Consider the following 23,710-nt stretch of genomic DNA (forward strand, 5'->3'; position numbering starts at 1 on the left):
ACGGCGGGTCCGCATCCGGTGGACCCGACCACCCGGCACGCCACGCTGGGCGGCCACGCCGACTGCTGTGGTGCGCGGGGCCGCTCGGCGCTACGGTGCCGTGGAGACGCCGAACACTCCAGACGAACGGGGATGGAACGATAAACCCCATGAGAGCCCGGGTACTCGTGGTCGACGACGACCCCGCCCTCGCCGAGATGCTCGGCATCGTGCTGCGCAGCGAGGGCTTCGTGCCGTCCTTCGTCGCGGACGGCGAACGGGCGCTGGCCGCCTTCCGCGACAACCGACCCGACATAGTCCTGCTCGACCTGATGCTGCCGGGCATGAGCGGCATCGACGTGGCCCGCGCCATCCGGGGCGAGTCCGGCGTGCCGATCGTGATGCTGACCGCCAAGAGCGACACCGTCGACGTGGTGCTCGGGCTGGAGTCCGGCGCCGACGACTACGTGGTCAAGCCGTTCAAGCCCAAGGAGCTGGTGGCCCGGATGCGGGCCCGGCTGCGCCGGGGCGAGGACGTGGCGCCGGAGATGCTGACCATCGGCCCGCCCGGCAACCAGATCACCATCGACGTGCCGGCCCACACGGTCAGCCGCGACGGCGAGGAGGTGAAGCTGACGCCGCTGGAGTTCGACCTGCTGGTCGCGCTCGCCCGCAAGCCGCGCCAGGTCTTCACCCGCGAGGTGCTGCTGGAGCAGGTCTGGGGCTACCGCCACGCGGCCGACACCCGCCTGGTCAACGTGCACGTGCAGCGGCTGCGCGCCAAGATCGAGCCGGATCCGGAGCGACCCGAAATCATCCTCACGGTGCGAGGCGTGGGCTACAAGGCGGGCACCGGATAGCCTGGTCAGCACTGTGTTGACCCCGCCACCCGCCGCGCCCCGCCGGCTACCCGCCGTGCGGGCGCTCTGGCTCGCCCTGACCGGCCGGGCCGCCCGGCTGGCGGCCGGGGTGCACCAGGCGTGGCGGCGGTCGCTCCAGGTTCGTGTGGTCACCATCACGCTCGTGGCGTCGAGCCTGCTGGTGGGCGGTTTCGCCTACCTGATCGCCGACAAGATCACCAGCATTCTGCTGGAGAACGCCGAGACCGACGTGCGACTGCGGCTGAGCAACGGCAGCGAGTACGCGGCCAAGCAGTTCAACCTCTACAGCCAGCCGCAGGAGGCGCAGCTCCAGAACACGATCGACGGCACCGTCAACTACCTGGCCGGCGGAGACCCCACCCAGACCAGCGGCGTGGTGGTGGCGATCACCGCCGACAGCTTCGCCGAGTTCATCGAACCGCGTACCACGCCCGAGGTGCCCGTGGACGCGGTGATCGGCGACGAGTTGCGGGCCGCCGTCGCCTCCGGCAAGGTCGCCCACCAGATCCGTACCGGCTCGCTCGGCGGCGAGCGCACGAAATACCTCGTCTACGGCTCCCCGGTGCCGACCAAGTTCGGGCAGGTCGAGCTCTACTACCTCGTACCGCTGGCGCGGCAGGACGCGACGGCGGCCGACGCCCGGGCCACCGTGGTCGCCACCGGCGTCGCGCTGGTGCTCCTGCTCGGCCTGCTGGCCGCCCTGGTCACCCGCCTGGTGGTGACGCCGGTACGGGTGGCCGCGCGCACCGCGCAACGGCTCTCCGCCGGGCTGCTCGACCAGCGCATGGTGGTCTCCGGCGAGGACGACCTCGCCCTGCTGGCGGCCTCGTTCAACCAGATGGCGACGAACCTGCAACGGCAGATCCTCCGGCTGGAGGAGATGTCCCGCCTGCAACGCCGGTTCACCTCCGACGTCTCGCACGAGCTGCGGACGCCGCTGACCACGGTCCGGATGGCCGCCGACCTGATCTTCGCCGAGCGCGACGAGTTCGATCCGGCGGTCGCCCGCAGTGCCGAGCTGCTCCAGGCCGAGCTGGACCGGTTCGAGGAACTGCTCACCGACCTGCTGGAGATCAGCCGGTTCGACGCCGGGTTCGCGGTGTTGGACAGCGAGCCGACCGACCTGGTGCCGGTGGCGCACCGGGTGACCGAGCGGCTGGCCGGTCTGGCCGAGCGGGTCGGCGTGACCATCGAGCTGGACCTGCCGGACACTCCGGTGATCGCCGAGGTCGACCCGCGCCGCGTCGAGCGGGTGCTGCGCAACCTGGTCGGCAACGCGGTCGAGCACGGCGAGGCCAAGCCGGTACGGATCACCCTGGGCCAGGACCAGAGCGCGGTGGCGATCACCGTGCGGGACCACGGCGTCGGCCTCAAGCCGGGGGAGGAGAAGCTGGTGTTCAACCGCTTCTGGCGGGCCGACCCGTCGCGGGCCCGGCAGACCGGCGGCACCGGGCTGGGCCTGTCGATCAGCCTGGAGGACGCCCGCCTGCACGGCGGATGGCTGGAGGCGTGGGGAGCGCCGGGGCAGGGCGCGCAGTTCCGGCTCACCCTGCCGGCCCGCGCCGGGGACCGGCTCACCACCTCCCCGCTGCGGCTGGTCCCGGCCGACGCCACGGTGCCGTTCGGTGGCCCCCGCGACGGCGGCCCGCCCGCAGTGGGGACCGGCGGCGTCCCGTCACTGACCGCCGGACCGGCCGGTGGCGACCACGCGGAGGCACGGCCGTGAACCGCCGCGTCCTGGCTCTGTTGCTGACCGGCGCGCTGCTGCCGGCCGCGCTCGCCGGATGCGGCATCCCGGACGAGACAGACGTGCAGGTGAACGGCTCGGTGCCGGCCGCCGAGTCCGGGGTGTTCAACGGCAGCCCGGCCCGGCCGCCCGAACCGGCCGACAGCAGCGAGCCGGTGCCGTTCATCGAGAACTACCTGCGGGCCGCCACGGCCGGGGAACGCGACCAGGCGTACGCGCGGGCCCGGAAGTTCCTCGCCGAGGAGGCCCGCGACCTGCTTCCGGGCAAGCCGCAGACCAGCGAGATCGAGCTGACGGTGGTGCGGCTGCGGGAGAAGCCGGAGAGCACGCCGCCGAACAACCAGGGCACCAGCACCGTGACGCTCAAGGTGCAGCAGGTGGGCGTGCTGCGCGCCGACGGCACGCTCGGCCCGCCGGTGGCGAGTGAGACGCAGTACGTCTTCGAGTTGCGACGGGCCGACCCCGGCACCGGCCTGCTGATCACCGAGCTGCCGAACGTGCTGCTGGCCAGTGACTCGGCGATGCGCGAGTACTACCGTCCCCGCACCGTCTACTTCTGGAACACCGACCTGACCCGGCTGGTGCCGGACCAGCGCTACCTGCTCTCGACAGCGCCGACTGAGCGGCGCATCACCGAGGTGATGAAGTGGCTGGCCGACCGCCCGTCGGACTGGCTCGCCCCCGCCGTGACCGGGTTGCCCGACGGCACCCAGCTGATCAACAACGCGACCGGCGCGGACGGCCACTGGGAGATCAACCTCAACATGCCGGGCGCCAACGAGCAGCGGCTGACCCGGCTCGGCACCCAGTTGGCGTGGTCACTGTCGGACCTGGACGGCCGGGTCGACCTGAAGATCCAGAACCAGAAGCGGCTCACCGTCGACCTGCGGCGCGAGCGCGCCTCGGTCGCCGCCTATCCACGCGGCGCGGATCCGGTGCGGTTCGCCGTCCACGACGGCGCGGTGCGTCCCCTGGCGTTCGGTAACGAGTCGCGGGCCGCCGCGCCGCTGCCGCCCGAGGAGAACCGCAACGTGGTCTCCGCCTCGCTCGCCCGCGCGGACGACCAGGTGCTCGCCGCGCTCGTGGTGACCGGGCCGGACAACGGCAGGCGACTCAAGGTGGGTACCGGTCCGGCGCCGGTCGCGGTGTTCAGCCCCGGCGACCGTACGTTCCGCGCGATGAGCCGCCCCACCTGGCTGCGGTCGCTGAGCATGGCCCGCCCGGCCGGTCTGGTGGCGGCCGACGGCCGGCTCTACCGGTTCGACGGCGCGGGCCGGATGAGCGAGATCCCGCTGTCCGTTCCCGGGCCGGTGACGGCTGTGGCAGGTTCCCTCGACGGCCACCGGATCGCGTTGGTCTCCGCCGGCGTGGTCTTCGTCGCCGCGGTGAGCATCGACGGTGGCGTGGTCAGCCTCGGCCAGCCCCGCCGGGTGACCACGCTGCTCACCGGCGTGACGGTGGTGGACTGGGTGGCGGAGAACGAGCTGGCGTTGGCCGGCAACGAGGTGGACCGGCGCTCGGCGATCCACCAGCTCAGCGTCGACGGCGCCTGGGAGACGCCGCTGGCGGTGGAGATCGGCGCCCCGGTGACCCAGCTCGCCGGGTATCCGGGCGGCGGCGACCGCGGCCTGGCCGCGTTCTCGTTCATGTTCGAGACGGACGGCGCGGCCTGGCGGAACAACCCGTTCGACTACGTCAGGCGGGAGCAGGTGCTCGAGGTTCCGGCGGGTAGCCGGGCGACCAACCCGACCGCGCCGTTCTTCCTCTACTGACCGCCCGTGCGTGACCTGGGCGGGCTCTGGTCGGACCTGACCGACCTGGTGCTGCCCGCCGGGTGCGCCGGCTGCGGCGCGACGTCGGTGCGGCTGCGGCACGGCTTCTGCCCCGGCTGCGTGCGCGAGCTGGAGTCGCTGCGTCCCGCACCGGCCCGGCCCGATCCGGCCCCGTCCGGCCTTCCGCCCTGCGTCGCGCTCGGCCCGTACGGCGGTGCGCTGCGCGAAGGGCTGCTGGCGTACAAGGAACGGGGTCGGCACGGGCTGGCCCGGCCGCTGGGGGCGCTGCTGGCCGAGGTGGTCGCGGCGGCGGTGGGGCCGCCCGGCCCGGTGACGCTCGTGGCGGTCCCGGACACCGCCCGCGCGGCCCGGGCCCGCTACGGCGACCATCTCGACCGGCTGGTCCGGCCGGCGGCGGCCCGGCTGCGCGCGGCCGGTTGGCCGGTACGCGTGCTGCGCCCGCTGCGGGCGCTGCCCCGGATCGACTCGGTGGCGCTGGACAGCGCCGGACGGGCCGCCGCGGCCGAAGCAGCGTTCCGGCTGCGCCGCCCGCCGGGCGGGCAGCGGCCGGCGGACACTGTGGTGCTGCTCGACGACATCGTCACCACCGGCGCCACGCTGGCGGCGGTGAGCCGGATGTTGCGCCGCGCGGGAATGACGCCAAAGGCCGCGGCGGTGCTCGCCGCAACGCAAAAGCGGCACCGTCGGTGACGCTTCGTGCATCCGTTTCACCCCATGGTGTATGAGGTGTTAAATTCCGCGACCGCCTTCGGCGACCAGGGGTGACGGGTGGCCGAACAGGAGTTAGCGTTTCGTTGTCGGGGGTAGTGAGGATGCCAACCTTCCCCGGCACTGGAAGGAGGCGTAGCCGAACAACACCGGTCGACGCCGAGCGGGGCCCTCCCGGGTGCGTCGACCGGATGATCCGGACCGAACGACCGTCCGAACAAGGGAGGTCACGTGGACATCGTGGTCAAGGGCCGTAACGTCGAAGTGCCGGACCATTACCGGGTACACGTAGCCGAGAAGCTCGCAAAGATCGAACGCTACGACCAGAAGCTCATTCGCGTGGACGTCGAGTTGTTCCACGAGCGCAATCCACGCCAGGCGGACACCTGCCAGCGGGTGGAGATCACGTGCGTGACGCGCGGCCCGGTGATCCGGGCCGAGGCCTGCACGAACGACTTCTACAGCGCGCTCGACGCCGCCATCGCCAAGCTGGACACGCGCTTCCGCCGCGCCGCGGACCGCCGCCGGGTGCACCGGGGACGGCCGCCGATCTCAGTGGCCGCCGCGACCGCCGGGCTGCCGGTGGCCGACCTCGACGGGCCCGGCCTGGCGGCGAGCGACGGCCGCGGCGCCGCCACCGCCGTCGCCGAGCGCCCCGACGAGGACCGCTACGCCGAAAACGACGACCAGCCGTGGCACATCGCCCGGGCCAAGGTCCACCCCGCCGACCCGATGACCGTCGACGACGCGTTGTTCCAGATGGAACTGGTCGGCCACGACTTCTACCTGTTCCAGGACAAGGAGTCCGGCCGCCCGAGTGTGGTCTACCGGCGGCACGCGTACGACTACGGGATCATCCAGCTCGACACGTGACCCCTTGACCGGTCAGGACGGGCCCCCGCGCGGGGCCCGTCCTCAGCTCTCGTCGGTGGACAGCCGGCCGTAGACCACCGAGTCGACGCGGGTGCCCTCCGGGCCGGGCAGCCGGCCGCGAAGCAGCCCTTCCCGCCGGAAGCCGGCACGTTCCAGGACCCGCTGCGAGGCGATGTTGTCCGGCCGGGTGCCGGCCCAGAGCCGGGCCACCCCGATGCCGAACGCCCATGCGGAGACCAGCCGGACCGTGCGGGCCGCCAGCCCGCGCCCGCGCGCCTCGGGCAGCAGGCTGTAGCCGAGCATGGCCTGCCCGGTGGCCGGCTCGTCGTAGAACAGCGCGCAGCCGCCGACGACAACGCCGGTGGCCGCGTCGAGGATCGCCAGGTCGGCGGCCTCGCCCGCCAGCCAGCGGCTCGCCGCCAGCCGGCAGCGGCGCGCGAGCGCCGCCCGCTCCGGCGACACCGGCGGCACCCGGTTCGCCACCACCTCCGGCAGCGTGTGCAGCCGGTACAGTGCGTCGGTGTCCGCCGGCTCCACCGGGCGCAGCGTCACCACACCGTCGGTGAGCCGGCCGTCCGGCAGGTCGGGCAGCAGCCGGGCGACCGGGCCGGGCGGGTCGTCGGCCAGCCGCGCCCAGGCGATCAGGTCCTGGCGTCTGCCGTCGCCGTCCGCGCCCGCGGCCCGGCGTACCCCCTCGTGCCGGTAGCCGCAGGCGAGCGCGATGTGCTGGCTCGCCACGTTGTCGGCGCGGGTGAGCAGTTCCAGCCGGGCCGTCCCGGCGGCGAACGCCCGCTCGCTCAGCAAGCGGGTCGCCGCTGTGGCCACCCCCCGCCCCTGGGCCCACCGTCCCACCCAGTAGCCGATTTCGCAGATCGCCCGCTCCGCGCTGAGCCGGGTCAGCCCGATGCTGCCGAGCAGCCGGTCGGACGCCGGGTCGGCGATCGTGTACGCGGCACCGCCCGCCGCCCATGCGGCAGGGGCTCCCTCGGTGATCCACCACCTGGCGGCGTCGGCGTCGTACGGATCGGGCAGCTGGGGCATGAACCGGCGGATCTCCGGGTCGCCGCACCCGGCCACCATGTCTGGCACGTCGCCGAGGTGGCACGTCCGAAGTCGTACGCCGTACCCCTCGATCGTCTCCGGCGTCACGTCAGGTCGCCCGGCAGCAGGCCGCCGATCCACACGTCCTGCCGCTCGCCGCGGTGCTGGATGCCGTCGCGCAGCGTGCCCTCGACGGTGAAGCCGGCCTTCTCGGCGGCCCGCCGGGAGGCGGTGTTGCCCACGTTCGCCCGCCACTCGACCCGGGCCAGGCCGAGCGTGGTGAAGCCCCAGGCGCACACGGCGGCAAGCGCGGCCGGCAGGTAACCCCGGCCGCGGGCGTGCGGCGCGGTCATGTAGCCCACGTCGGCGACCAGCGGATCGCCCGGCAGCAGGCGCAGGTCGACCGAGGCGACGTAGCGGTCGTCCGGGTCGGCCACGGCGAACATCACGGCGGTGCCCCGCGCCCAGGCCGGGCGGACCAGGTCGCGCAGGTAGCCCTCGGCGTGCTCCGACCGGTACGGGTGCGGCACCGTGGTCCAGCGGACGGTCTGCTCGTCCTGGCAGGTACGCGTCACCTCGGGCAGGTCGCGTTCCTCCGGCGCGCGCAGCCGCAGTTCGGTGTCCCCGGCGGTGGCGAACAGGACCGGCTGCGGCCGGCCGAAGACGGCCGCTCGGCGGGCCTGGAGCGTGTCCGGGCCGTAGGGGATCGGCTCACCCGCCGCGGCGACCTCGCCGGGGAGCAGCGAGCCGATCCAGCCCTCCGGACGGCCGCCGGGGCTGGGATGGGCCAGCCGCAGCTCACCGTCGATCCGGAAGCCGGCGCGCAGCGCGACCAGCCGGGAGGCGTGGTTGCCGATCTCGGCCTGCCAGATGAGCCGGCGTAGCTTGAGGGCGTCGAACGCCCAGCGGGCCAGCGCGCGGGTGGCGCGGACCGCGACGCCCCGGCCCCGGGCCCACGGCGCGGTCCAGTAGCCCACCTCCGCCGAATCCAGCGTGCGGTCGATGGAGTCCAGGCCGATCGAAGCGAGCAGCTCACCGGTGCCGGCGTCGCAGACCGCGAACTGCGCCCCGGTGCCCTCGGCCCAGGCGGTGGCGCTGGTCGTGGTGACGGACTCGGTCGCGTGCTCCGGCAGGTACGGGCGAGGTACGGTGGTCCAGCGCTGGATGTCCGGATCCTGGCAGGCGCGGTGCACCGCGTCTGCGTCCTCCGCGCGCCACGGGCGCAGCAGCAGGCCGTCCTCGATGATCTCCACAGGCTCCATTCGAGCCATCGTGCCGGATCGTTCGCGCACGGCGTAACCCGATTAGCGGCCGGTGGCGCACGGTCGCGGCGTTATGTCGGGTTCCGGAGCCCGGACCGCCGCCACCAGTGACCATCGTCGCGTCGGAGCGCCTACGATGGTTCGAGACCGTCTAGGGGAGCGTTGATCCGTGTCGATTCTGGAAAAGTTCCTTCGCGCCGGCGAGGGCCGCATGGTGCGTCGGCTGAAGGCCATCGCTGCCGCCGTCAACTCGATCGAGGACGACTACGTCGACCTCAGCGACGACGAGCTGCGCGGCATGACCGACCAGTTCAAGGAGCGGCTCGAGGACGGCGAGACCCTCGACGACCTGCTGCCCGAGGCGTTCGCGGTGTGCCGGGAAGCCGCCTCGCGGGTGCTCGGCCAGCGCCCCTACGACGTCCAGGTGATGGGTGGCGCGGCGCTGCACTTCGGCAACATCGCCGAGATGAAGACCGGTGAGGGCAAGACGCTCACCTCGGTCATGCCGGTCTACCTGAACGCGCTCGGCGGCAAGGGCGTGCACGTGATCACGGTGAACGACTACCTGGCCGAGCGCGACGCCGCCTGGATGGGCCGCGTCCACGAGTTCCTCGGCCTGCGCGTCGGCGTGGTGCTGCCCAACCGGCCCGCCACCGAGCACCGCGCGGCCTACGAGTGCGACATCACCTACGGCACGAACAACGAGTTCGGCTTCGACTACCTGCGCGACAACATGGCCTGGTCGAAGGAGGAACTGGTCCAGCGCGGCCACTTCTTCGCCGTGGTCGACGAGGTCGACTCGATCCTGATCGACGAGGCGCGTACCCCGCTGATCATCTCCGGTCCGGCCGAGCACTCCGCCCGGTGGTACCAGGAGTTCGCCACCGTGGTGGCCCGGCTCCAGCCCGGCACCGACGGCGAGGGCGACTACGAGGTCGACTACGCCAAGCGGACCATCGCGATCACCGAGCGCGGCGTGGCCAAGGTGGAGGACCGCCTCGGCATCGACAACCTCTACGAGTCGGTGAACACCCCGCTCGTCGGCTACCTCAACAACGCGATCAAGGCCAAGGAGCTCTACAAGCGCGACAAGGACTACATCGTCAACGACGGTGAGGTCCTGATCGTCGACGAGTTCACCGGCCGCATCCTGCACGGCCGCCGCTACAACGAGGGCATGCACCAGGCGATCGAGGCCAAGGAGGGGGTGGAGATCAAGCAGGAGAACCAGACCCTGGCCACCATCACCCTCCAGAACTACTTCCGCCTCTACGAGAAGCTCTCCGGCATGACCGGTACCGCCCAGACCGAGGCGGGCGAGTTCAACAAGGTCTACAAGGTCGGCGTCGTGACCATCCCGACGCACCGGCCGATGGTCCGGCTCGACCGGCCCGACGTCATCTACAAGACCGAGAAGGCCAAGTTCAACGCCGTCGTCGAGGACATCGCCGAACGGCACCAGCAGGGCCAGCCGGTGCTGGTCGGCACCGTCTCGGTGGAGAACTCCGAGATCCTGTCGCACATGCTGCGCCGCCGCGGCATCCCGCACTCGGTGCTGAACGCGAAGTTCCACGCCAAGGAGGCGGAGATCGTCGCCCAGGCCGGGCGCAAGGGCGCGGTCACCGTCGCGACCAACATGGCCGGCCGTGGTACTGACATCCTGCTCGGCGGCAACCCCGAGTTCCTCGCCGCGAACGAGCTGCGCCAGCGCGGGCTCGACCCGGTCGAGCAGCCGGAGGAGTACGCCAAGGCGCTGGAGGAGATCCTTCCGACCTGGAAGCAGGCGTGCGACACCGAGGCGGAGGAGGTGGCCGCCGCCGGTGGGCTCTACGTGCTGGGCACCGAGCGGCACGAGTCCCGCCGGATCGACAACCAGCTGCGCGGTCGCGCCGGCCGGCAGGGTGACCCGGGCGAGTCCCGCTTCTACCTGTCGCTGCAGGACGAGCTGATGAAGCGCTTCCGGGCCGGCGCGGTCGAGGCGGTGATGGACCGCTTCAACATCCCGGAGGACGTGCCCATCGAGTCGAAGATGGTCACCCGCCAGATCAGGAGCGCCCAGGCCCAGATCGAGGGCCAGAACGCCGAGATCCGCAAGAACGTCCTCAAGTACGACGAGGTGCTGAACAAGCAGCGCCAGGTGATCTACGCCGAGCGCCTCCGGGTGCTCAACGGCGAGGACCTGTCCGAGCAGGTCCGCAACATGATCGACGACGTCGTGACCGCGTACGTGGTCGGGGCGACGAGCGACGGCTACGCCGAGGACTGGGATCTCGACCAGCTCTGGTCGAGCCTGAAGCAGCTCTACCCGGTCGGCGTCACCGTCGAGGAGCTGGAGGAGGAGGTCGGCTCCCGCTCCGGCATCGACCAGGACTTCCTGCTCGCCCGCCTCAAGGAGGACGCGCACGCCGCGTACGACAGGCGTGAGGAGAACCTCGGCGAGGAGGCGGTGCGCCAGCTCGAGCGCATGGTCCTGCTCCAGGTGATCGACCGTAAGTGGCGCGAGCACCTCTACGAGATGGACTACCTCCAGGAGGGCATCAGCCTGCGGGCGTACGCCCAGCGCGACCCGGTCATCGAGTACCAGCGCGAGGGCTTCGACATGTTCGCCTCCATGATGGACGGCATCAAGGAGGAGACGGTCGGCTTCCTCTACAACCTGGAGGTGCAGGTCGAGGAGGCGGAGCCGGAGGCTGAGGAGGTGGCACTGCTGGAGAAGCCGGTGGAGATCCGGGCCAAGGGTCTCAACCGCGCGCCGCAGCAGCAGGGCCTGCAATACTCCGCACCGTCGGTGGACGGCGAGGCCGGCCGGGGCGCCCCGGTGATCGAGCGGCCCGAGCAGCAGGCTCCGGCGCTCGGCATCGGCCAGCAGTCCTCGGAGCGCCCGGCCGCCACCACGCCGCGCCGTGCGCCGGCCGGGGCGAGCGGCCAGGCGGTCGCCGCGAGCACCGCCCGGCGGGCAACGCCGGGCCAGGTCGACGGCGGCGAGGGCCCGTCTCGTAACGCGCCCTGCCCGTGTGGCTCGGGCCGCAAGTACAAGCGCTGCCACGGCTCCCCCAACGGCGGCAACTGACCGAAACGCCCCGACGGGCCCCGGCCTCCCGGCCGGGGCCCGTCGCCGTCCCCGTCGCCCTCCCGCCTTCCTGTTCCGCGATCTTGCACTTGTGGCCCCCGTCGTGACCGATTCATGCCGGTATCGGAGGGCGGCAAGTGCAAGATCGGCGCAGGTGAGGGCGCGGCGCGTCGAGGGGGGCGCCACGACGTCGAGAGAACGAGTGCTCAGAGGACGTCCAGGACGAGGCACAGCCAGGCGCCTCGGCGGCGTTCCAGGCGTACCGCTACCGCCCAGCTCGCGCCCCCGACGCCGGCGAACACGGCGGTGGCCTCGACCGCGCCCGGGCGGGGCTCGCAGACCCGCAGGCGCCGCAGCAGCAGCGCCGGCCGGGCGGTACGGCGGCGGACCGGCGTCACCCGGCGGGCGGCGCGGGTCAGCTCGACCGACACCGGACCGGCCGCCTCGGGCACGCAGAGCGGCCGGAGCTGGCCGGGTGGCCGGAAGCCGTTCACGATCTCCAGGAAGGTGCGCACGAACCGGTGCGCCGCCCGCGTTCCCTCGGGCGTGGCGGAGGCGAGGGCTGATGCGGGTGTGCCCGACCAGCGTGGCCACGCTGGTGCCGGGTCAGGGGCGCGGCCGGGCGGGCGCGCGGCGGCACGGTGCCGCGGATCGGCCAGGTCGAGCATGAGCTGACCGGCGGGACTCCAGAGCGGCTCCTCGTCGGTGCACGGCGGATCGAGCGGCGGGGCGGGCCGGAGACGGACCGGCGGGCGGGGTGCGTGGGGACGGCGGGTGTCGACCATCTCGAATCCTTGCGTTTGCTTCCGTTTGCCTCCGACAGGCTCTCATCTTCTCGGACTCGTACGACCGGCGTCAATGGCGCACGGTCGGCGGGCGGTCACTCCTCGTCGCGCTCGCCGAGCGGGTTGCCGCGTACCCACTCGGCGGTCTCGGCGTACTTGCGCTCGATGTATTCCTCCAGCCGGGCGCGCTCGACCCGCCACTGGCCCCGGCCACCGATCTTGATCGCGGGCAGCTCGCCGCTGCGGACCATGTGGTAGACCTGCGAGTCCGAGACGTTCAGCTCGGCGGCGACGTCGGACAGCAGCAGGAACCTCGATTCCACGGTGACTCCCGGGGTTGGTTTCGTTTGCTTCAGTTTGCCATCACCGGGTGACACCGCCGGGTGCCCGTTCGGGAGACACACCGGCGGGAGACTTCACCCCGCGCCGGTGCCGGGTGTATGACGGTCTCGGCGTACGGCATGATCGGCGCCCGGAGTCGGCGCCCGCCGACGATCGGCCTGAGTGTGGGAGTGAGCCGTGACCGACGATCTTGTCCGGGTGTACCTGCCGGCGACCGTCCCCATGCTCGCCCGGCTGCGCGAGGAGGGGCTGAGCGCCGAGGCGGCGCACGCCGTGACCCCGGAGCTGCGCGAGTGGTACGCCGAGGGCGACGAGGAGGAACTGGAGTACGTCGCGTTCACCCGCGCCGCCCAGGAAGCGCTGCTCCTGCTCCGGCACGATCCCGCCGCGCCCCGGCGGCGGGTGGTGGTCTCGGCCGACCTGCCGGCCCGGGCGGTCGGGCGGGTCGGCGGCGAGCTGGGATCGAGTGTGGTCCAGCCGGCCGGACCGGTGCCCGTCAAGTCGGTCGCCGCGCTGCACGTGGACGGCGCGGACGCGGTCGAGGACGTGGCCGCGGCCGTCGACATGGTGGTGGAGGCCCAGGCCGGCGACCCGGACGCGCAGTTCACCGTCGACAGCGCCGAGGACCACGAACTGGAGTGGTACGACGTGACCGAACTGGACCTGCTGCTGCGCGCGGCCGGCTGACGGCGGTTCAGGCCGCCGGCTCGTCCTCGTCCTCGTCGTCGTCCACCGGCCGCGGGCCGAGCGTGCGGCCGAAGACGATGAGCGTGGTCAGCGCGCCCACGAAGAGCACCCAGATGCCGTTGTCCACCCGCGAGGTGCCCAGCGCGGTCTGCGCCACCTCGTCGGCCTCGCTGAGCGCGGCGGCCAGGTCGAGCAGCCCGCGCCCGCCGATCCGGATGATCACCTCGGTGAGCAGGAGGAGCAGGCCCGCGCCGGCGCCGGCAACCAGGTACGCCGGCCAGCGCAGCGGCGACGCCGCGCCGTCGCGACGCTCCGCCCGGCGGCGGGACCAGGTCAGATAGAGGTACGCGGCCAGGCCGGCGAGCAGCCCGGCGAGCAGCGACTCGGTACGCGAGACCCACTTCGCGGCGTCCAGCACCGACTGCTGCGTCTCCCCGGCGCCGAACAGGTCGGAGAGGGGGTCGCGGGCACGGCTGAACAGCACCACGAAGATCTGCGCGGTGAGCGTCGCGAGCGTGATCGCCCCCACCACCCGGGCCTGGCGCGCGCCGGCCATCGCCCCGCCGATGATCGCGGCTGCCGCCGTGGTGCCGGCGATGGTGTTCGTGGTGGCGTTGTCCGCGTACGTCAGGTTGATCGCCACGGCGGCGACGAGCCCGACCAGGAGGCCGGCGCCGACGGCGGCCAGGAAACGGAGCGTGGCGCGGCCCAGCCGGTTGGTCGCGAGCAGGGCGACGGTGGCGCCGGTGACAAGCGCCGCGGTGATGACGCCCGGCAACGCGTACGCGGAAAGGCTGATCGCGGTGACGCCGGCGGCTGTCGAGTGGATCGCCTCCCGGGTGGACCAGAGCATGGCGGCCAGCCATCCGGTCGAGACCAGGGCGAGCACGAGGGCGCCCGGGGCGAACTCCGGACGCCCGGCCGCGACGGCCTCGTCCGTGCTCGCCGCGCCGACCGACGGCTCGACGGCCTCGGGCTGATCCGTCTCGGCGGCCGTGGGGATGCCGGGCTGGTTGCTCATCGTCTTCCCTTCGACGGTCGCCGGATCTTCCCGCGCCGGGCCGGGCAGGTCACCGGTCATCCAGCGTACGCGGTGTGCCGCCGCTCCTCGGGCGGGCCGGGCGTGGCAGGCGCCGGAACAGAGCGCGCCGAAGGATCAACGACGTGTCATCCCGTACTCCGATGTTTCATCGGTCGCGGGTGGGCGGCGGCCGAAGGTCCGAAGACAGCGGGGTTGTCCGGTGTGCCTGGGAGACGCGGCCCGCGGGCGCATCTCGTGACAGAATCGGGGCCGGGTCCCGCCGCCGCCTCACCCCGCGGTGTCCGGCGTCCGGCCGCCGGCCGGCGCCCGCGGGTCCGGTTTCGCCGTCGCCGTCGAGATCGCCAGGAGCCTGTGATGGACGCCGTGTTCTCCGTACCCGAGCCCCTCAACGAGCCGGTACACACCTACGAGCCCGGCAGCGCCGACCGGGAGCGTCTCCAGCGGAGGCTGGCCGATCTGGCCGCCGAGCGGATCGAGCTGCCGATGACGATCGCCGGTGAGCGGCGGATGGCCGGCGGCGCGTCGATCGACGTGGTGCAGCCGCACAAGCACGCGCACCTCCTCGGCGTCACCGGGCACGCCACCCACGACGACGCCCGCGCCGCGGTCCAGGCCGCCAAGGACGCCGCGCCGATGTGGCGCGCGCTGCCGTTCGAGGAGCGGGCCGCCATCTTCCTGCGCGCCGCCGACCTGCTGGCCGGCCCCTGGCGGGACACGCTCAACGCGGCCACCATGCTCGGCCAGTCCAAGACTCCGGTCCAGGCCGAGATCGACTCGGCCTGCGAGCTGATCGACTTCCTTCGGTTCAACGTGCACTTCGCCGGCCGGCTCCTGGCCGAGCAGCCGCTGTCCTCGCCCGGGGTCTGGAACCGCCTCGACCACCGGCCGCTGGAGGGGTTCGTCTACGCGATCACCCCGTTCAACTTCACCGCGATCGCCGGCAACCTGCCGTCCGCGCCGGCCATGCTCGGCAACACGGTGGTCTGGAAGCCGTCCCCGACGCAGCAGTTCGCGGCGCACTTCACCATGCGCCTGTTCGAGGCCGCCGGCCTGCCGCCCGGTGTGATCAACATGGTCACCGGGCGCGGCGAGGAGGTCTCCGAGGTCGTGCTGGCCGACCCGGACCTGGCCGGCATCCACTTCACCGGCTCGACGAAGGTGTTCCAGCACCTGTGGAAGACCGTCGGCGACAACATCGCCCGCTACCGGGGCTACCCCCGGCTGGTCGGCGAGACCGGCGGCAAGGACTTCGTGGTCGCGCACACCAGCGCCGACGTGGACGCGCTGCACACCGCGCTGATCCGGGGCGCCTACGAGTACCAGGGCCAGAAGTGCTCGGCCGCCTCCCGGGCGTACGTCCCGCGGTCGATCTGGGAGGGTGGGCTGCGCGACCGCCTCGCCGCCACCGCCGACTCGCTGACCTACGGCGACGTGGCCGACTTCAGCAACTTCGGCGGCGCGGTGATCGACGACAAGGCGTTCGGCCGGCACACCGCAGCGCTGGAGCTGATCAAGGGCGACGACTCCTGCCGGATCCTCGCCGGCGGCACCGCCGACGACTCGGTCGGCTACTTCGTCCGCCCGACGCTCTTCGAGTGCTCCGACGCCGCGCACGAGACGTTCACCACCGAGTACTTCGGGCCGATCCTCGGCGTGCACGTCTTCGACGACGCCCGCTTCGACGAGGTGGTCGCCCAGGCCGAGTCGATCGCGCCGTACGCGCTGACCGGCTCGATCTTCGCGACCGACCGCCGGGTGATCGACCAGGTGGCGGAGAAGATGCGGTACGCCGCGGGCAACTTCTACATCAACGACAAGCCGACCGGCGCGGTGGTCGGGCAGCAGCCGTTCGGCGGCGCCCGGGCCAGCGGCACCAACGACAAGGCGGGTTCCTGGCACAACCTGGTCCGCTGGATGTCGCCCCGGACGATCAAGGAGACGTTCGTCCCGGCGACCGATCACGCCTACCCGCACATGGGCTGAGACGCCTTCAGAGGGCCCGTTCCGTCCGGGGCGGGCCCTCTTCCTCATCCGACAGTGCACATCGGACCGGTCATCAGGTGCCGAAATGAGCAAATCCTGGACGCCAGAGCCGACAAAGTGGCAGCTTAGAGGGCATGGCGGAATCCGGAGTCAACCCGACGGCAGCAGCCCTGCTCGGCCTGCTGCACGACGGACCGATGACTGGCGGCCAGTTGATGGCCGCCGCTGAGCGCCGTCTGGCGCCGTACTGGTCGATGACCCGCAGTCAGGTCTACCGGGAGCTGCCGGTCCTGGCCGAGAAGGGTCTGGTGCGACTCGGCAAGCCCGGGCCGCGGATGAGCCAGCCGTATGCGCTGACGGCGGCCGGCAAACGGACATTCTCCCGCTGGCTGGCGGAGAATCCCGGCAAGGACACCATCCGTAACCCGATAGCGCTACGGATCGCGTTCGGCGGCCTGCACTCGGCGAGCCAGCTCAAGAACCTGTACGCCACGGCGAACGAGTACCACACCGAGGCGCTGGCGGCGGTGCGCGAGCAGGTCAAGAACGCCAGGAAGGAAGGCGACAGCTACGACGCCAGCGCGTTGGAGTTCGCCGTCGCCTACCACAAGGCGGCGCTGTCCTGGCTGAAGACGGCACCGGTCGGCTGACACCTGCGGCAAACTCGCGGCACCGGGCGGCTGACTTTTCGCACGTGACGCGGGGCTCGCAAGCTCATTCCTCGCATGCGCAGCGCCGACTTTCTGCGCGTGACTGCGGGGCTCGCAAGCTCACTCCTCGCACGCGCCGGTAGTCTTGTCTGTCGTGACCGCTGCCGATTACGCCGAACAGCTCAAGGAACTCGACTCCACGCTGCGCAACATCGAGGCCGTGCTCGACCTCGGCAAGCTGCGCGAGCAGAAGGCCCGGCTGGAGCAGGAGGCCTCCGCGCCCGACCTCTGGGACGACCAGGCCAAGGCGCAGCAGGTGACGTCGCAGCTCTCGTACGTCAACGGCGAGATCACCAAGCTCGGTGACCTGCGCTCCCAGCTCGACGACGCCGGCGTGCTGCTGGAGCTCGCCCAGGCCGAGTCCGACCCGGGCGTGCTGACCGAGGTCGAGTCGGAGATCGCCGGGCTGACCAAGGCCATCCAGGAGATGGAGGTCCGCACGCTGCTCTCCGGCGAGTACGACTCGCGGGAGGCGCTCGTCGCGATCCGGGCCGGCGCCGGTGGAGTGGACGCCGCCGACTTCGCCGAGATGCTGCTGCGGATGTACCTGCGCTGGGCCGAGCGGCACGGCTACCCGACTGAGGTCTACGAGACCTCCTACGCCGAGGAGGCGGGCCTGAAGTCGGCCACGTTCACGGTGAAGGTGCCCTACGCCTACGGCACGCTGAGCGTGGAGTCCGGCACGCACCGGCTGGTGCGGATCAGCCCGTTCGACAACCAGGGCCGCCGGCAGACCAGCTTCGCCGGTGTCGAGGTCCTGCCGGTCACCGAGCAGACCGACCACATCGACATCCCGGAGAACGAGGTCCGGGTGGACGTCTACCGGTCGTCCGGGCCGGGTGGGCAGAGCGTCAACACCACCGACTCGGCGGTGCGGCTGACCCACATCCCCACCGGGATCGTGGTGACCTGCCAGAACGAGAAGTCCCAGCTGCAGAACAAGGCCTCCGCGATGCGAGTGCTCCAGGCCCGGCTGCTGGAGCGCAAGCGGCAGGAGGAGGAGGCGAAGCTGGCCGGCCTGAAGACCGGCAGCACCAGCTCCTGGGGCGACCAGATGCGCTCGTACGTCCTGCACCCGTATCAGATGGTGAAGGATCTGCGTACCGAGCAGGAGACGGGCAATCCGTCCTCGGTCTTCGACGGTGAGCTGGACAGCTTCATCGAGGCGGGAATCCGCTGGCGGAAGCAGCAGCAGCAACAACTCGCCGCTGACGGTGCGTGATCACGGTCGGACGCAGCGCGTCATCGATCTCGTGTTGACCGGGTAAATCGATGACGCGCACCGCTTCGGCGGGGCGTGGGGCTTGGCTCTGCGGTTACACCGCGTAGACTACCGACCCGTGATTCAGCTTGAGCAAGTGACGAAGACGTACCCGAAGGCGTCCCGGCCTTCGCTCGACAACGTGTCCGTCTCGATCGAGAAGGGCGAGTTCGTCTTCTTCATCGGTCCATCCGGCTCCGGCAAGTCCACCATCATCAAGTTGCTGCTGCACGAGGTCACACCCAACAAGGGTCGGGTCGTCGTCAACGGCAAGGACGTCACCTCGATGCGTTCCTGGAAGCGACCCCACTTCCGGCGTTCCATCGGCTGCGTCTTCCAGGACTTCCGGTTGCTGCCGAACCGCACCGCGTACGAGAACGTGGCGTTCGCGCTGGAGGTGATCGGTAAGACGAAGGCGGTCGCCCGCCGGGTTGTGCCGGAGGTGCTGGAGCTGGTCGGTCTCGGCGGCAAGGAGCACCGCTACCCGCACGAGCTGTCCGGTGGTGAGCAGCAGCGTGTCGCGGTGGCACGGGCGTTCGTCAACCGGCCGCTGATCCTGCTGGCGGACGAGCCGACCGGAAACCTGGACCCGGACACCTCGATCGAGATCATGCGCCTGCTGGACCGGATCAACCGCACCGGTACGACGGTCGTGATGGTCACGCACGACTCCAACATCGTGAACCAGATGCGGCGCCGGGTCATCGAGATCGAGAGTGGCCGCATCGTGCGCGACCAGGCCCGCGGCGTCTACGGCTGAGCCGGACGACGTTCCGTAGACCCTGACGACGAAACCTCACGCCGGAGAGCCGGAGGATATCCCGATGCGGATGAAGTACGTCCTGTCCGAAGTACTGGTCGGGCTGTGGCGCAACGTCACGATGACCATCGCCATGATCATCACATTGGCGGTGTCGCTGTTCATGCTGGGCGGCAGCGGCCTTCTTTACCAGAAGGTCGGCGACATGAAGGACCTCTACTACGAGAACGTCGAGGTCTCGATCTTCCTGAAGACCGATGCCACCAAGGAACAGGTCGACGCGCTGGGCCAGCAGCTCGGTCAGGACCCGCTGGTCAAGGACTCGACGTACGTCAACAAGGAGCAGGCGTACGAGCGCTTCCAGCAGATGTACGCCGACGCCCCGGACCTGGTCAGCGCCGTCAAGCCGGATCAGCTTCCCGAGTCGTACCGGGTCAAGCTGAACGACCCGGAGCAGTACAAGGCGATCTACGACAAGTACAAGGCCACCGAGGGCATCGACACGATCGTCGACCAGAGCAAGCTGCTCGACAAGGTCTTCGGCGTGCTGAGCGGCTTCCAGAACGGAGCGCTCGCGATCGCCACCGTGATGGCCATCGCCGCCCTGCTGCTCGTCGCGAACACCATCCAGGTCGCCGCGTACAGCAAGCGGCGTGAGGTGGCGGTCATGAAGCTGGTCGGCGCGTCGAACTGGTTCATCCAGGCGCCGTTCGTGCTGGAGGCGGTGGTGGCCGGTCTGTTCGGTTCCATCCTCGGCCTGCTCGCGTTGATCGGGGTGAAGGTGGTGGCGGCCGGCAGCTCGATGGCCTCCCTGGAGGGCCTGATCACCCCGATCTCCTGGTCCGAGATCTTCCTGACCTTCCCGCTGATGGCAGCCGTCGGTGGCGTGGTCAGCGCGGTCACCGCCTGGGTCACGCTCCGCTTCTACCTGCGGGTCTAGTCGCCCGTACGGCTCTGCCAAGGGCCCTCCCGCGCCGGAATAAACGGCGCGGGAGGGCCCTTGTGGTTCCGGTAGCATGATCTCCGCTCGCCGGCCGGTGGCCGGTGAGTCGATCAGGAAGGGGGTGGCGCCGATGCCACGGGAAAAGGGTCGCAAGGTGGTCGCCTCCAACAAGAAGGCACGCCACGACTACGCCATCCTCGACACGTACGAGGCGGGCATGGCGCTCACCGGCACCGAGGTGAAGTCGCTGCGGGCCGGGCGGGCGTCGCTCGTGGACGCGTTCGCCCAGGAGCGCGACGGCGAGATCTACCTGCACGCCATGCACATCCCGGAGTACGCCCAGGGCACCTGGACCAACCACGAGCCCCGGCGCACCCGCAAGTTGCTGCTCAACCGGCTGGAGATCGACCGGCTGCTGGGCAAGCTCAAGGAGAGCGGCCTGACGCTGGTGCCGTTGCAGGTCTACTTCTCCGACGGCTGGGCCAAGGTGGAGATCGGCCTGGCCCGGGGTAAGAAGTCGTACGACAAGCGCCAGGACCTCGCCAAGCGGGACGCCGACCGGGAGATCGCCCGGGCGGTGGGCCGGCGAGGCAAGGGCATGGCTGAGTGATACGTCCGGTTCGTCCGGTATCCCGCGTCAAGTGGGCCTCGGGATGAAACCGGTTGCGCCAGGCGTTAGGCTTGGTGTGCTGCCGACAGGGGCAGCGCTACGAGGGGGTGACTGGTTTCGACTTCGTACGCAGCGACAGGGGAAGCGAGCCGAGGAAGCCGACGTCGTCTCGAGAATCGGTCGTCGGAAACCAATAAGCGCCAAGAACAATCGCGCTGACTTCGCTCTCGCCGCCTGAGGCGAGTAGCAAGTCTGTCGGCCTGGGAGCGCCTTCGACCCAGTTAGCCGGCATCAGCTAGAAGGCTGGCCAACCGGACCCGGTCGCGGGGTCCGTGCGGCGAGATTAATCAGCGACTGGGCCCGTCACACCAACTTGCTCGCGTGAGCGGTGGGGCCGAGTAGAGGCATAGCGAGCTGCGCTCGGAGAAGCCCTGACAAACCGGCGAAGGACCCGGGTTCGATTCCCGGCACCTCCACGACACGGCCTGTGCGCCCCGGTCCACTCGGACCGGGGCGCACAGCCGTCTGAGGCGCTCGATGCGATCGGGACAGCCGAGGGTGAGGCAGCCTCCGGCGACCTGCGCGCCCTTGGGCGGGCGCCGGCCACCGTCGGCGACGAGGACCGAGCCCGGGGAACCGGCCGGGACGGGCACGCGTCCAAGCGGTATGCGTCGCGTGCTCGCCCTGCTCGGGATCCCGTTGCTGGCCCTCTCCGCCTGCGCCTCGCCCGGCGCCGATCCGGGGGTGGCCCCGTCGGCCGGCCCGGACCAGCGGTCCGCGTTCACCGAGCGGGCGCAGGAGGTCGCAGCGGGCTGGCGGCCCGGGCCGGGCTGGCGCGACGGGTACGTGCCGCTCCAGGACGCCACAGTGCTGGCCGGCGACCCGGGCTTCACCGACGAGACGAAGGTGGCGTTCGGGGCCGGCTGGTTCCGAGACCAGATCCCGATCCCGGCTGACGTGCCGAAGGACGGCACGATCCGGTTCCCCGACGGCACGCTGCGGGTGCCGCTGGTCAGCGCCGCCGACGCGTACGCGCAACTGGACCAGGGCGACCCGCCGCCCTGCGACGGGCGCCCGGCCGCACCCGATCCGGCACCGACCGGCCGGCCGGGCCCGAACGACCCGGTCTCCACGTCGGCGCCGAACCCGTGCCTCCCGCTCACCGTGACCGAGCTGCGGCTGGGCAGCGCGCCGGTGTGGACCAGCCGGGGCCGCGCCGAGGTGCCCGCCTGGCTGTTCACTGTGGACGAGCTGGCCGTACCCGTGGCGCGGGTGGCTGTCGCACCTCGCGTGACCGGCCGGGCCCCCGGCGGCGCGGTGCCCGGTAAGCCGCTCCCGGCGGGTCTGGTGTCCGCGCAGCAGCTACGGGCGGTCGAGGGCAACCGCATCGACTACGTGCTCGGCGTCGGCGCCTGCGACGGTCCGCCCACCCCGCTGGTGCTGGAACGCCCGGACGCGGTGGTGATCGGCGGTGCCGTGGTCCCGCCCACGGGCCCCTGCACCCTGGCGCTCATGCTGAAGCCGGTCAGCGTCACGCTCACCGCGCCGGTGGGCGGGCGCGTCGTGCTCGACGCCGGCAGCGGCGCCCCGCTGACCGTCCGGCCCGGCTGAGGCTCACAGGATCCGCGGCACCTCGGTGCTGATCGCCACCGGCAGCACCGTCGGCCGGTCCGCGGCCAGCGCGGCGCCCAGCGCCGCACCGAGCCCGTCCAGCGTGGTCGCCTCACCGGCGCAGCCGTAGCCGTGCGCCACCGCCGTCACGTCGAGCCCGGGCAGGTCCAGCGCGGGCACGCCCGGGGTGTGCTTCAGGTCGGCGAACGCCTTGAGGATCGCGTACTGCTGGTTCACCGGCACCACGACGGCGAGCGGCAGCCGCAGCCGCGCCGCCGTCCACAGCGTCTGCACCGAGTAGTGGAACGAGCCGTCGCCGACCACCGCGACCACCGGGCGGCCACGCCCGGTGTCGCGTTCGGCGAGCGCCATGCCGACCGCCGCCGGCAGGCCGAACCCGAGTCCGCCGCTGGCCATCGTCAGGTACGAGCGCGGCCGCTCGATCGGCAGCCGGCGGCGCAGCGCGGCCAGGTTGGACGGCGACTCCTGCACCAGCACCCCGTCCGCCGGCCACGCGTCAGCCAGCGCGGCGAACAGCGCGTCGGCGCTCGGCGGGTCGGCCGGCTCGGGCGGGGCCGGCCGCTGGCGCGCTGACGGTGCCGCCCGGCCGGCCGCCGGCAGCAGCTCGCGCAGCGCGGCCATGGTCAACCCGGCGTCGCCGAGCAGGCTCTCCCCGACCGGCGCGCGGGCCGCCTCGTCCGGATCGTCGGTGACGTGCAGCAGCCGCGTGTCGCCGGGCAGGTAGTCGCCCGGCACGTACGGGTAGTAGCGGAACACCGGGGCGCCCACCACGAGCACCACGTCGTGGCCGCGCAGCGTCTCCGACAGCGGCCCGATCGCGTACGGCAGCACGCCCCGGAAGTGCGGGTGGCGCTCGGGGAACACCGCCCGCTCCGGCGCCGGGGCGGCCCAGACCGGGGCGGCCAGGTGCTCGGCCAGCGCCACCGCCTCGGGCCAGGCGTCCGACCGGTCCACCGCCGCGCCGAGCACCAGCGCCGGGGCGCGGGCGGCGGCCAGCACGTCGGCGAAGCCCCGCAGCCGGTCCGGGTCCGCCGCGATCCGGGTGGCGACGGTACGCACCTGCGGCGGCGGGTCGGCCGGACGGTCCCAGTCGTCCATCGGCAGCGAGAGGAACACCGGCCCGGCCGGTGGCTGCACCGCCGAGGCGTACGCCCGCATGAAGGCCGCCGGGATGTCCTGCGCGCGGGCCGGCTCGTGGGCCCACTTGACGTACGGCTGGGCCAGCTCGACCGCCCGAGGGCTGGCCAGGCGCGGCTCGATCAGCAGCATCTCGCGGGTCTGCTGGCCGGCGCTGACGATCAGCGGGGTCCGGTTGTGCCAGGCGGTGACCAGGTTGCCCATGCCGTTGCCGGTGCCCGGCGCGGTGTGCAGGTTGACGTGCGCGGGCCGGCCGGTGCCCTGGGCGTAGCCGTCGGCCATGGCGACCGCCGACGCCTCCTGGAGCGCGTGCACGTAGTGGAAGTCGTCCGGGAAGTCGGCGAGGAACGGCTCCTCGGTCGAGCCGGGGTTGCCGAAGACGGTGGTCAGGCCGAGCGCGCGCAGCAGGTCGTAGGTCGCCTCCCGCACCGTCGCCATGGCCGGCCGCCTCCGTTCCGCACGCG

Annotated in this window: 20 protein-coding genes and 1 other RNA gene; 15 read left to right on the forward strand and 6 right to left on the reverse strand. The window is 71.9% G+C overall.

All coding sequences use genetic code 11. From position 1 onward, the window contains the following. Nucleotides 1-149: 149 nt before the first annotated feature. From mtrA to hpf, 5 genes are all read left to right on the forward strand, one after another. A complete protein-coding gene (mtrA, locus tag ACFYON_RS02810) occupies nt 150-839 on the forward strand; it encodes an MtrAB system response regulator MtrA (RefSeq protein ID WP_013284210.1) in 690 nt (229 codons plus the stop codon). Nucleotides 840-852: 13 nt separating this feature from the next. Beyond that, the gene (gene mtrB, locus ACFYON_RS02815) at nt 853-2,586 is read left to right on the forward strand and encodes an MtrAB system histidine kinase MtrB (RefSeq protein WP_354865119.1); all 1,734 of its coding nucleotides are present in this window, start codon (nt 853-855) and stop codon (nt 2,584-2,586) included. Next, nucleotides 2,583-4,379 (forward strand): LpqB family beta-propeller domain-containing protein, encoded by a 1,797-nt coding sequence (locus tag ACFYON_RS02820; protein WP_357706576.1) that lies wholly within the window; start codon nt 2,583-2,585, stop codon nt 4,377-4,379. Before mtrB ends, ACFYON_RS02820 begins: the two co-directional genes overlap by 4 nt. A 6-nt stretch (nt 4,380-4,385) precedes the next feature. Then, nucleotides 4,386-5,090 (forward strand): ComF family protein, encoded by a 705-nt coding sequence (locus tag ACFYON_RS02825; RefSeq protein ID WP_354865123.1) that lies wholly within the window; start codon nt 4,386-4,388, stop codon nt 5,088-5,090. A gap of 249 nt (nt 5,091-5,339) precedes the next feature. Then, the gene (hpf, locus tag ACFYON_RS02830; RefSeq protein WP_354865125.1) at nt 5,340-5,981 is read left to right on the forward strand and encodes a ribosome hibernation-promoting factor, HPF/YfiA family; all 642 of its coding nucleotides are present in this window, start codon (nt 5,340-5,342) and stop codon (nt 5,979-5,981) included. A gap of 42 nt (nt 5,982-6,023) precedes the next feature. Here hpf and ACFYON_RS02835 read toward each other — a convergent pair whose 3' ends face one another. Both ACFYON_RS02835 and ACFYON_RS02840 read right to left on the reverse strand, forming a co-directional pair. Beyond that, on the reverse strand, nt 6,024-7,130 hold the full coding sequence (locus ACFYON_RS02835) for a GNAT family N-acetyltransferase (RefSeq protein ID WP_354865127.1): 1,107 nt from the start codon (nt 7,128-7,130) through the stop codon (nt 6,024-6,026). Beyond that, nucleotides 7,127-8,284, reverse strand: coding sequence for a GNAT family N-acetyltransferase (locus tag ACFYON_RS02840; protein WP_354865129.1), 1,158 nt, complete (start codon nt 8,282-8,284; stop codon nt 7,127-7,129). Before ACFYON_RS02840 ends, ACFYON_RS02835 begins: the two co-directional genes overlap by 4 nt. Nucleotides 8,285-8,453: 169 nt before the next feature. On the opposite strand from ACFYON_RS02840, the gene secA reads away from it, so the two are divergent. Further along, a complete protein-coding gene (gene secA, locus ACFYON_RS02845; protein WP_354865131.1) occupies nt 8,454-11,354 on the forward strand; it encodes a preprotein translocase subunit SecA in 2,901 nt (966 codons plus the stop codon). A gap of 206 nt (nt 11,355-11,560) precedes the next feature. Here the strand turns inward: secA and ACFYON_RS02850 are convergent, their stop codons facing one another. Both ACFYON_RS02850 and ACFYON_RS02855 read right to left on the reverse strand, forming a co-directional pair. Continuing rightward, complete coding sequence (locus ACFYON_RS02850) at nt 11,561-12,139, reverse strand: Rv3235 family protein (protein ID WP_387320498.1); 579 nt, start codon at nt 12,137-12,139, stop codon at nt 11,561-11,563. Between the two features lie 95 nt (nt 12,140-12,234). Continuing rightward, entirely contained in the window at nt 12,235-12,462 is a 228-nt protein-coding gene (locus ACFYON_RS02855) for a helix-turn-helix domain-containing protein (RefSeq protein WP_013474124.1), read from the reverse strand. Nucleotides 12,463-12,658: 196 nt separating this feature from the next. Here ACFYON_RS02855 and ACFYON_RS02860 point away from each other — a divergent pair, with 196 nt between their 5' ends. Beyond that, entirely contained in the window at nt 12,659-13,168 is a 510-nt protein-coding gene (locus tag ACFYON_RS02860) for a DUF6912 family protein (protein ID WP_354865135.1), read from the forward strand. A gap of 7 nt (nt 13,169-13,175) precedes the next feature. Here ACFYON_RS02860 and ACFYON_RS02865 read toward each other — a convergent pair whose 3' ends face one another. Continuing rightward, complete coding sequence (locus tag ACFYON_RS02865) at nt 13,176-14,189, reverse strand: hypothetical protein (RefSeq protein WP_354865292.1); 1,014 nt, start codon at nt 14,187-14,189, stop codon at nt 13,176-13,178. Between the two features lie 375 nt (nt 14,190-14,564). On the opposite strand from ACFYON_RS02865, the gene pruA reads away from it, so the two are divergent. From pruA to ACFYON_RS02905, 8 genes are all read left to right on the forward strand, one after another. After that, on the forward strand, nt 14,565-16,193 hold the full coding sequence (pruA, locus tag ACFYON_RS02870) for an L-glutamate gamma-semialdehyde dehydrogenase (protein ID WP_355094671.1): 1,629 nt from the start codon (nt 14,565-14,567) through the stop codon (nt 16,191-16,193). Nucleotides 16,194-16,327: 134 nt separating this feature from the next. Further along, nucleotides 16,328-16,843 carry a PadR family transcriptional regulator gene (locus ACFYON_RS02875; RefSeq protein WP_357706588.1) on the forward strand — a complete coding sequence of 172 codons (516 nt, stop codon included), beginning with the start codon at nt 16,328-16,330 and terminating at the stop codon, nt 16,841-16,843. Nucleotides 16,844-16,997: 154 nt separating this feature from the next. Beyond that, nucleotides 16,998-18,125: a peptide chain release factor 2 gene (prfB, locus tag ACFYON_RS02880; protein WP_357706591.1), complete on the forward strand. Its 1,128-nt coding sequence runs from the start codon at nt 16,998-17,000 to the stop codon at nt 18,123-18,125. A gap of 118 nt (nt 18,126-18,243) precedes the next feature. Continuing rightward, a complete protein-coding gene (gene ftsE / locus ACFYON_RS02885) occupies nt 18,244-18,924 on the forward strand; it encodes a cell division ATP-binding protein FtsE (protein ID WP_013284225.1) in 681 nt (226 codons plus the stop codon). Nucleotides 18,925-18,988: 64 nt separating this feature from the next. Further along, nucleotides 18,989-19,864 carry a permease-like cell division protein FtsX gene (gene ftsX, locus ACFYON_RS02890; RefSeq protein WP_387257479.1) on the forward strand — a complete coding sequence of 292 codons (876 nt, stop codon included), beginning with the start codon at nt 18,989-18,991 and terminating at the stop codon, nt 19,862-19,864. 133 nt (nt 19,865-19,997) lie between these two features. After that, nucleotides 19,998-20,477 carry an SsrA-binding protein SmpB gene (gene smpB, locus ACFYON_RS02895; RefSeq protein WP_013284227.1) on the forward strand — a complete coding sequence of 160 codons (480 nt, stop codon included), beginning with the start codon at nt 19,998-20,000 and terminating at the stop codon, nt 20,475-20,477. Between the two features lie 103 nt (nt 20,478-20,580). Beyond that, nucleotides 20,581-20,956, forward strand: a transfer-messenger RNA (tmRNA) gene (gene ssrA / locus ACFYON_RS02900). Between the two features lie 187 nt (nt 20,957-21,143). Further along, on the forward strand, nt 21,144-22,088 hold the full coding sequence (locus ACFYON_RS02905) for a hypothetical protein (protein WP_357706595.1): 945 nt from the start codon (nt 21,144-21,146) through the stop codon (nt 22,086-22,088). Nucleotides 22,089-22,091: 3 nt separating this feature from the next. On the opposite strand, the gene mdlC is transcribed toward ACFYON_RS02905, so the two are convergent. After that, the gene (gene mdlC, locus ACFYON_RS02910; protein WP_357706597.1) at nt 22,092-23,684 is read right to left on the reverse strand and encodes a benzoylformate decarboxylase; all 1,593 of its coding nucleotides are present in this window, start codon (nt 23,682-23,684) and stop codon (nt 22,092-22,094) included. Between the last annotated feature and the right edge of the window lie 26 nt (nt 23,685-23,710).

The sequence above is a fragment of the Micromonospora sp. NPDC005686 genome, from assembly GCF_042871665.1.
Lineage (GTDB): Bacteria > Actinomycetota > Actinomycetes > Mycobacteriales > Micromonosporaceae > Micromonospora.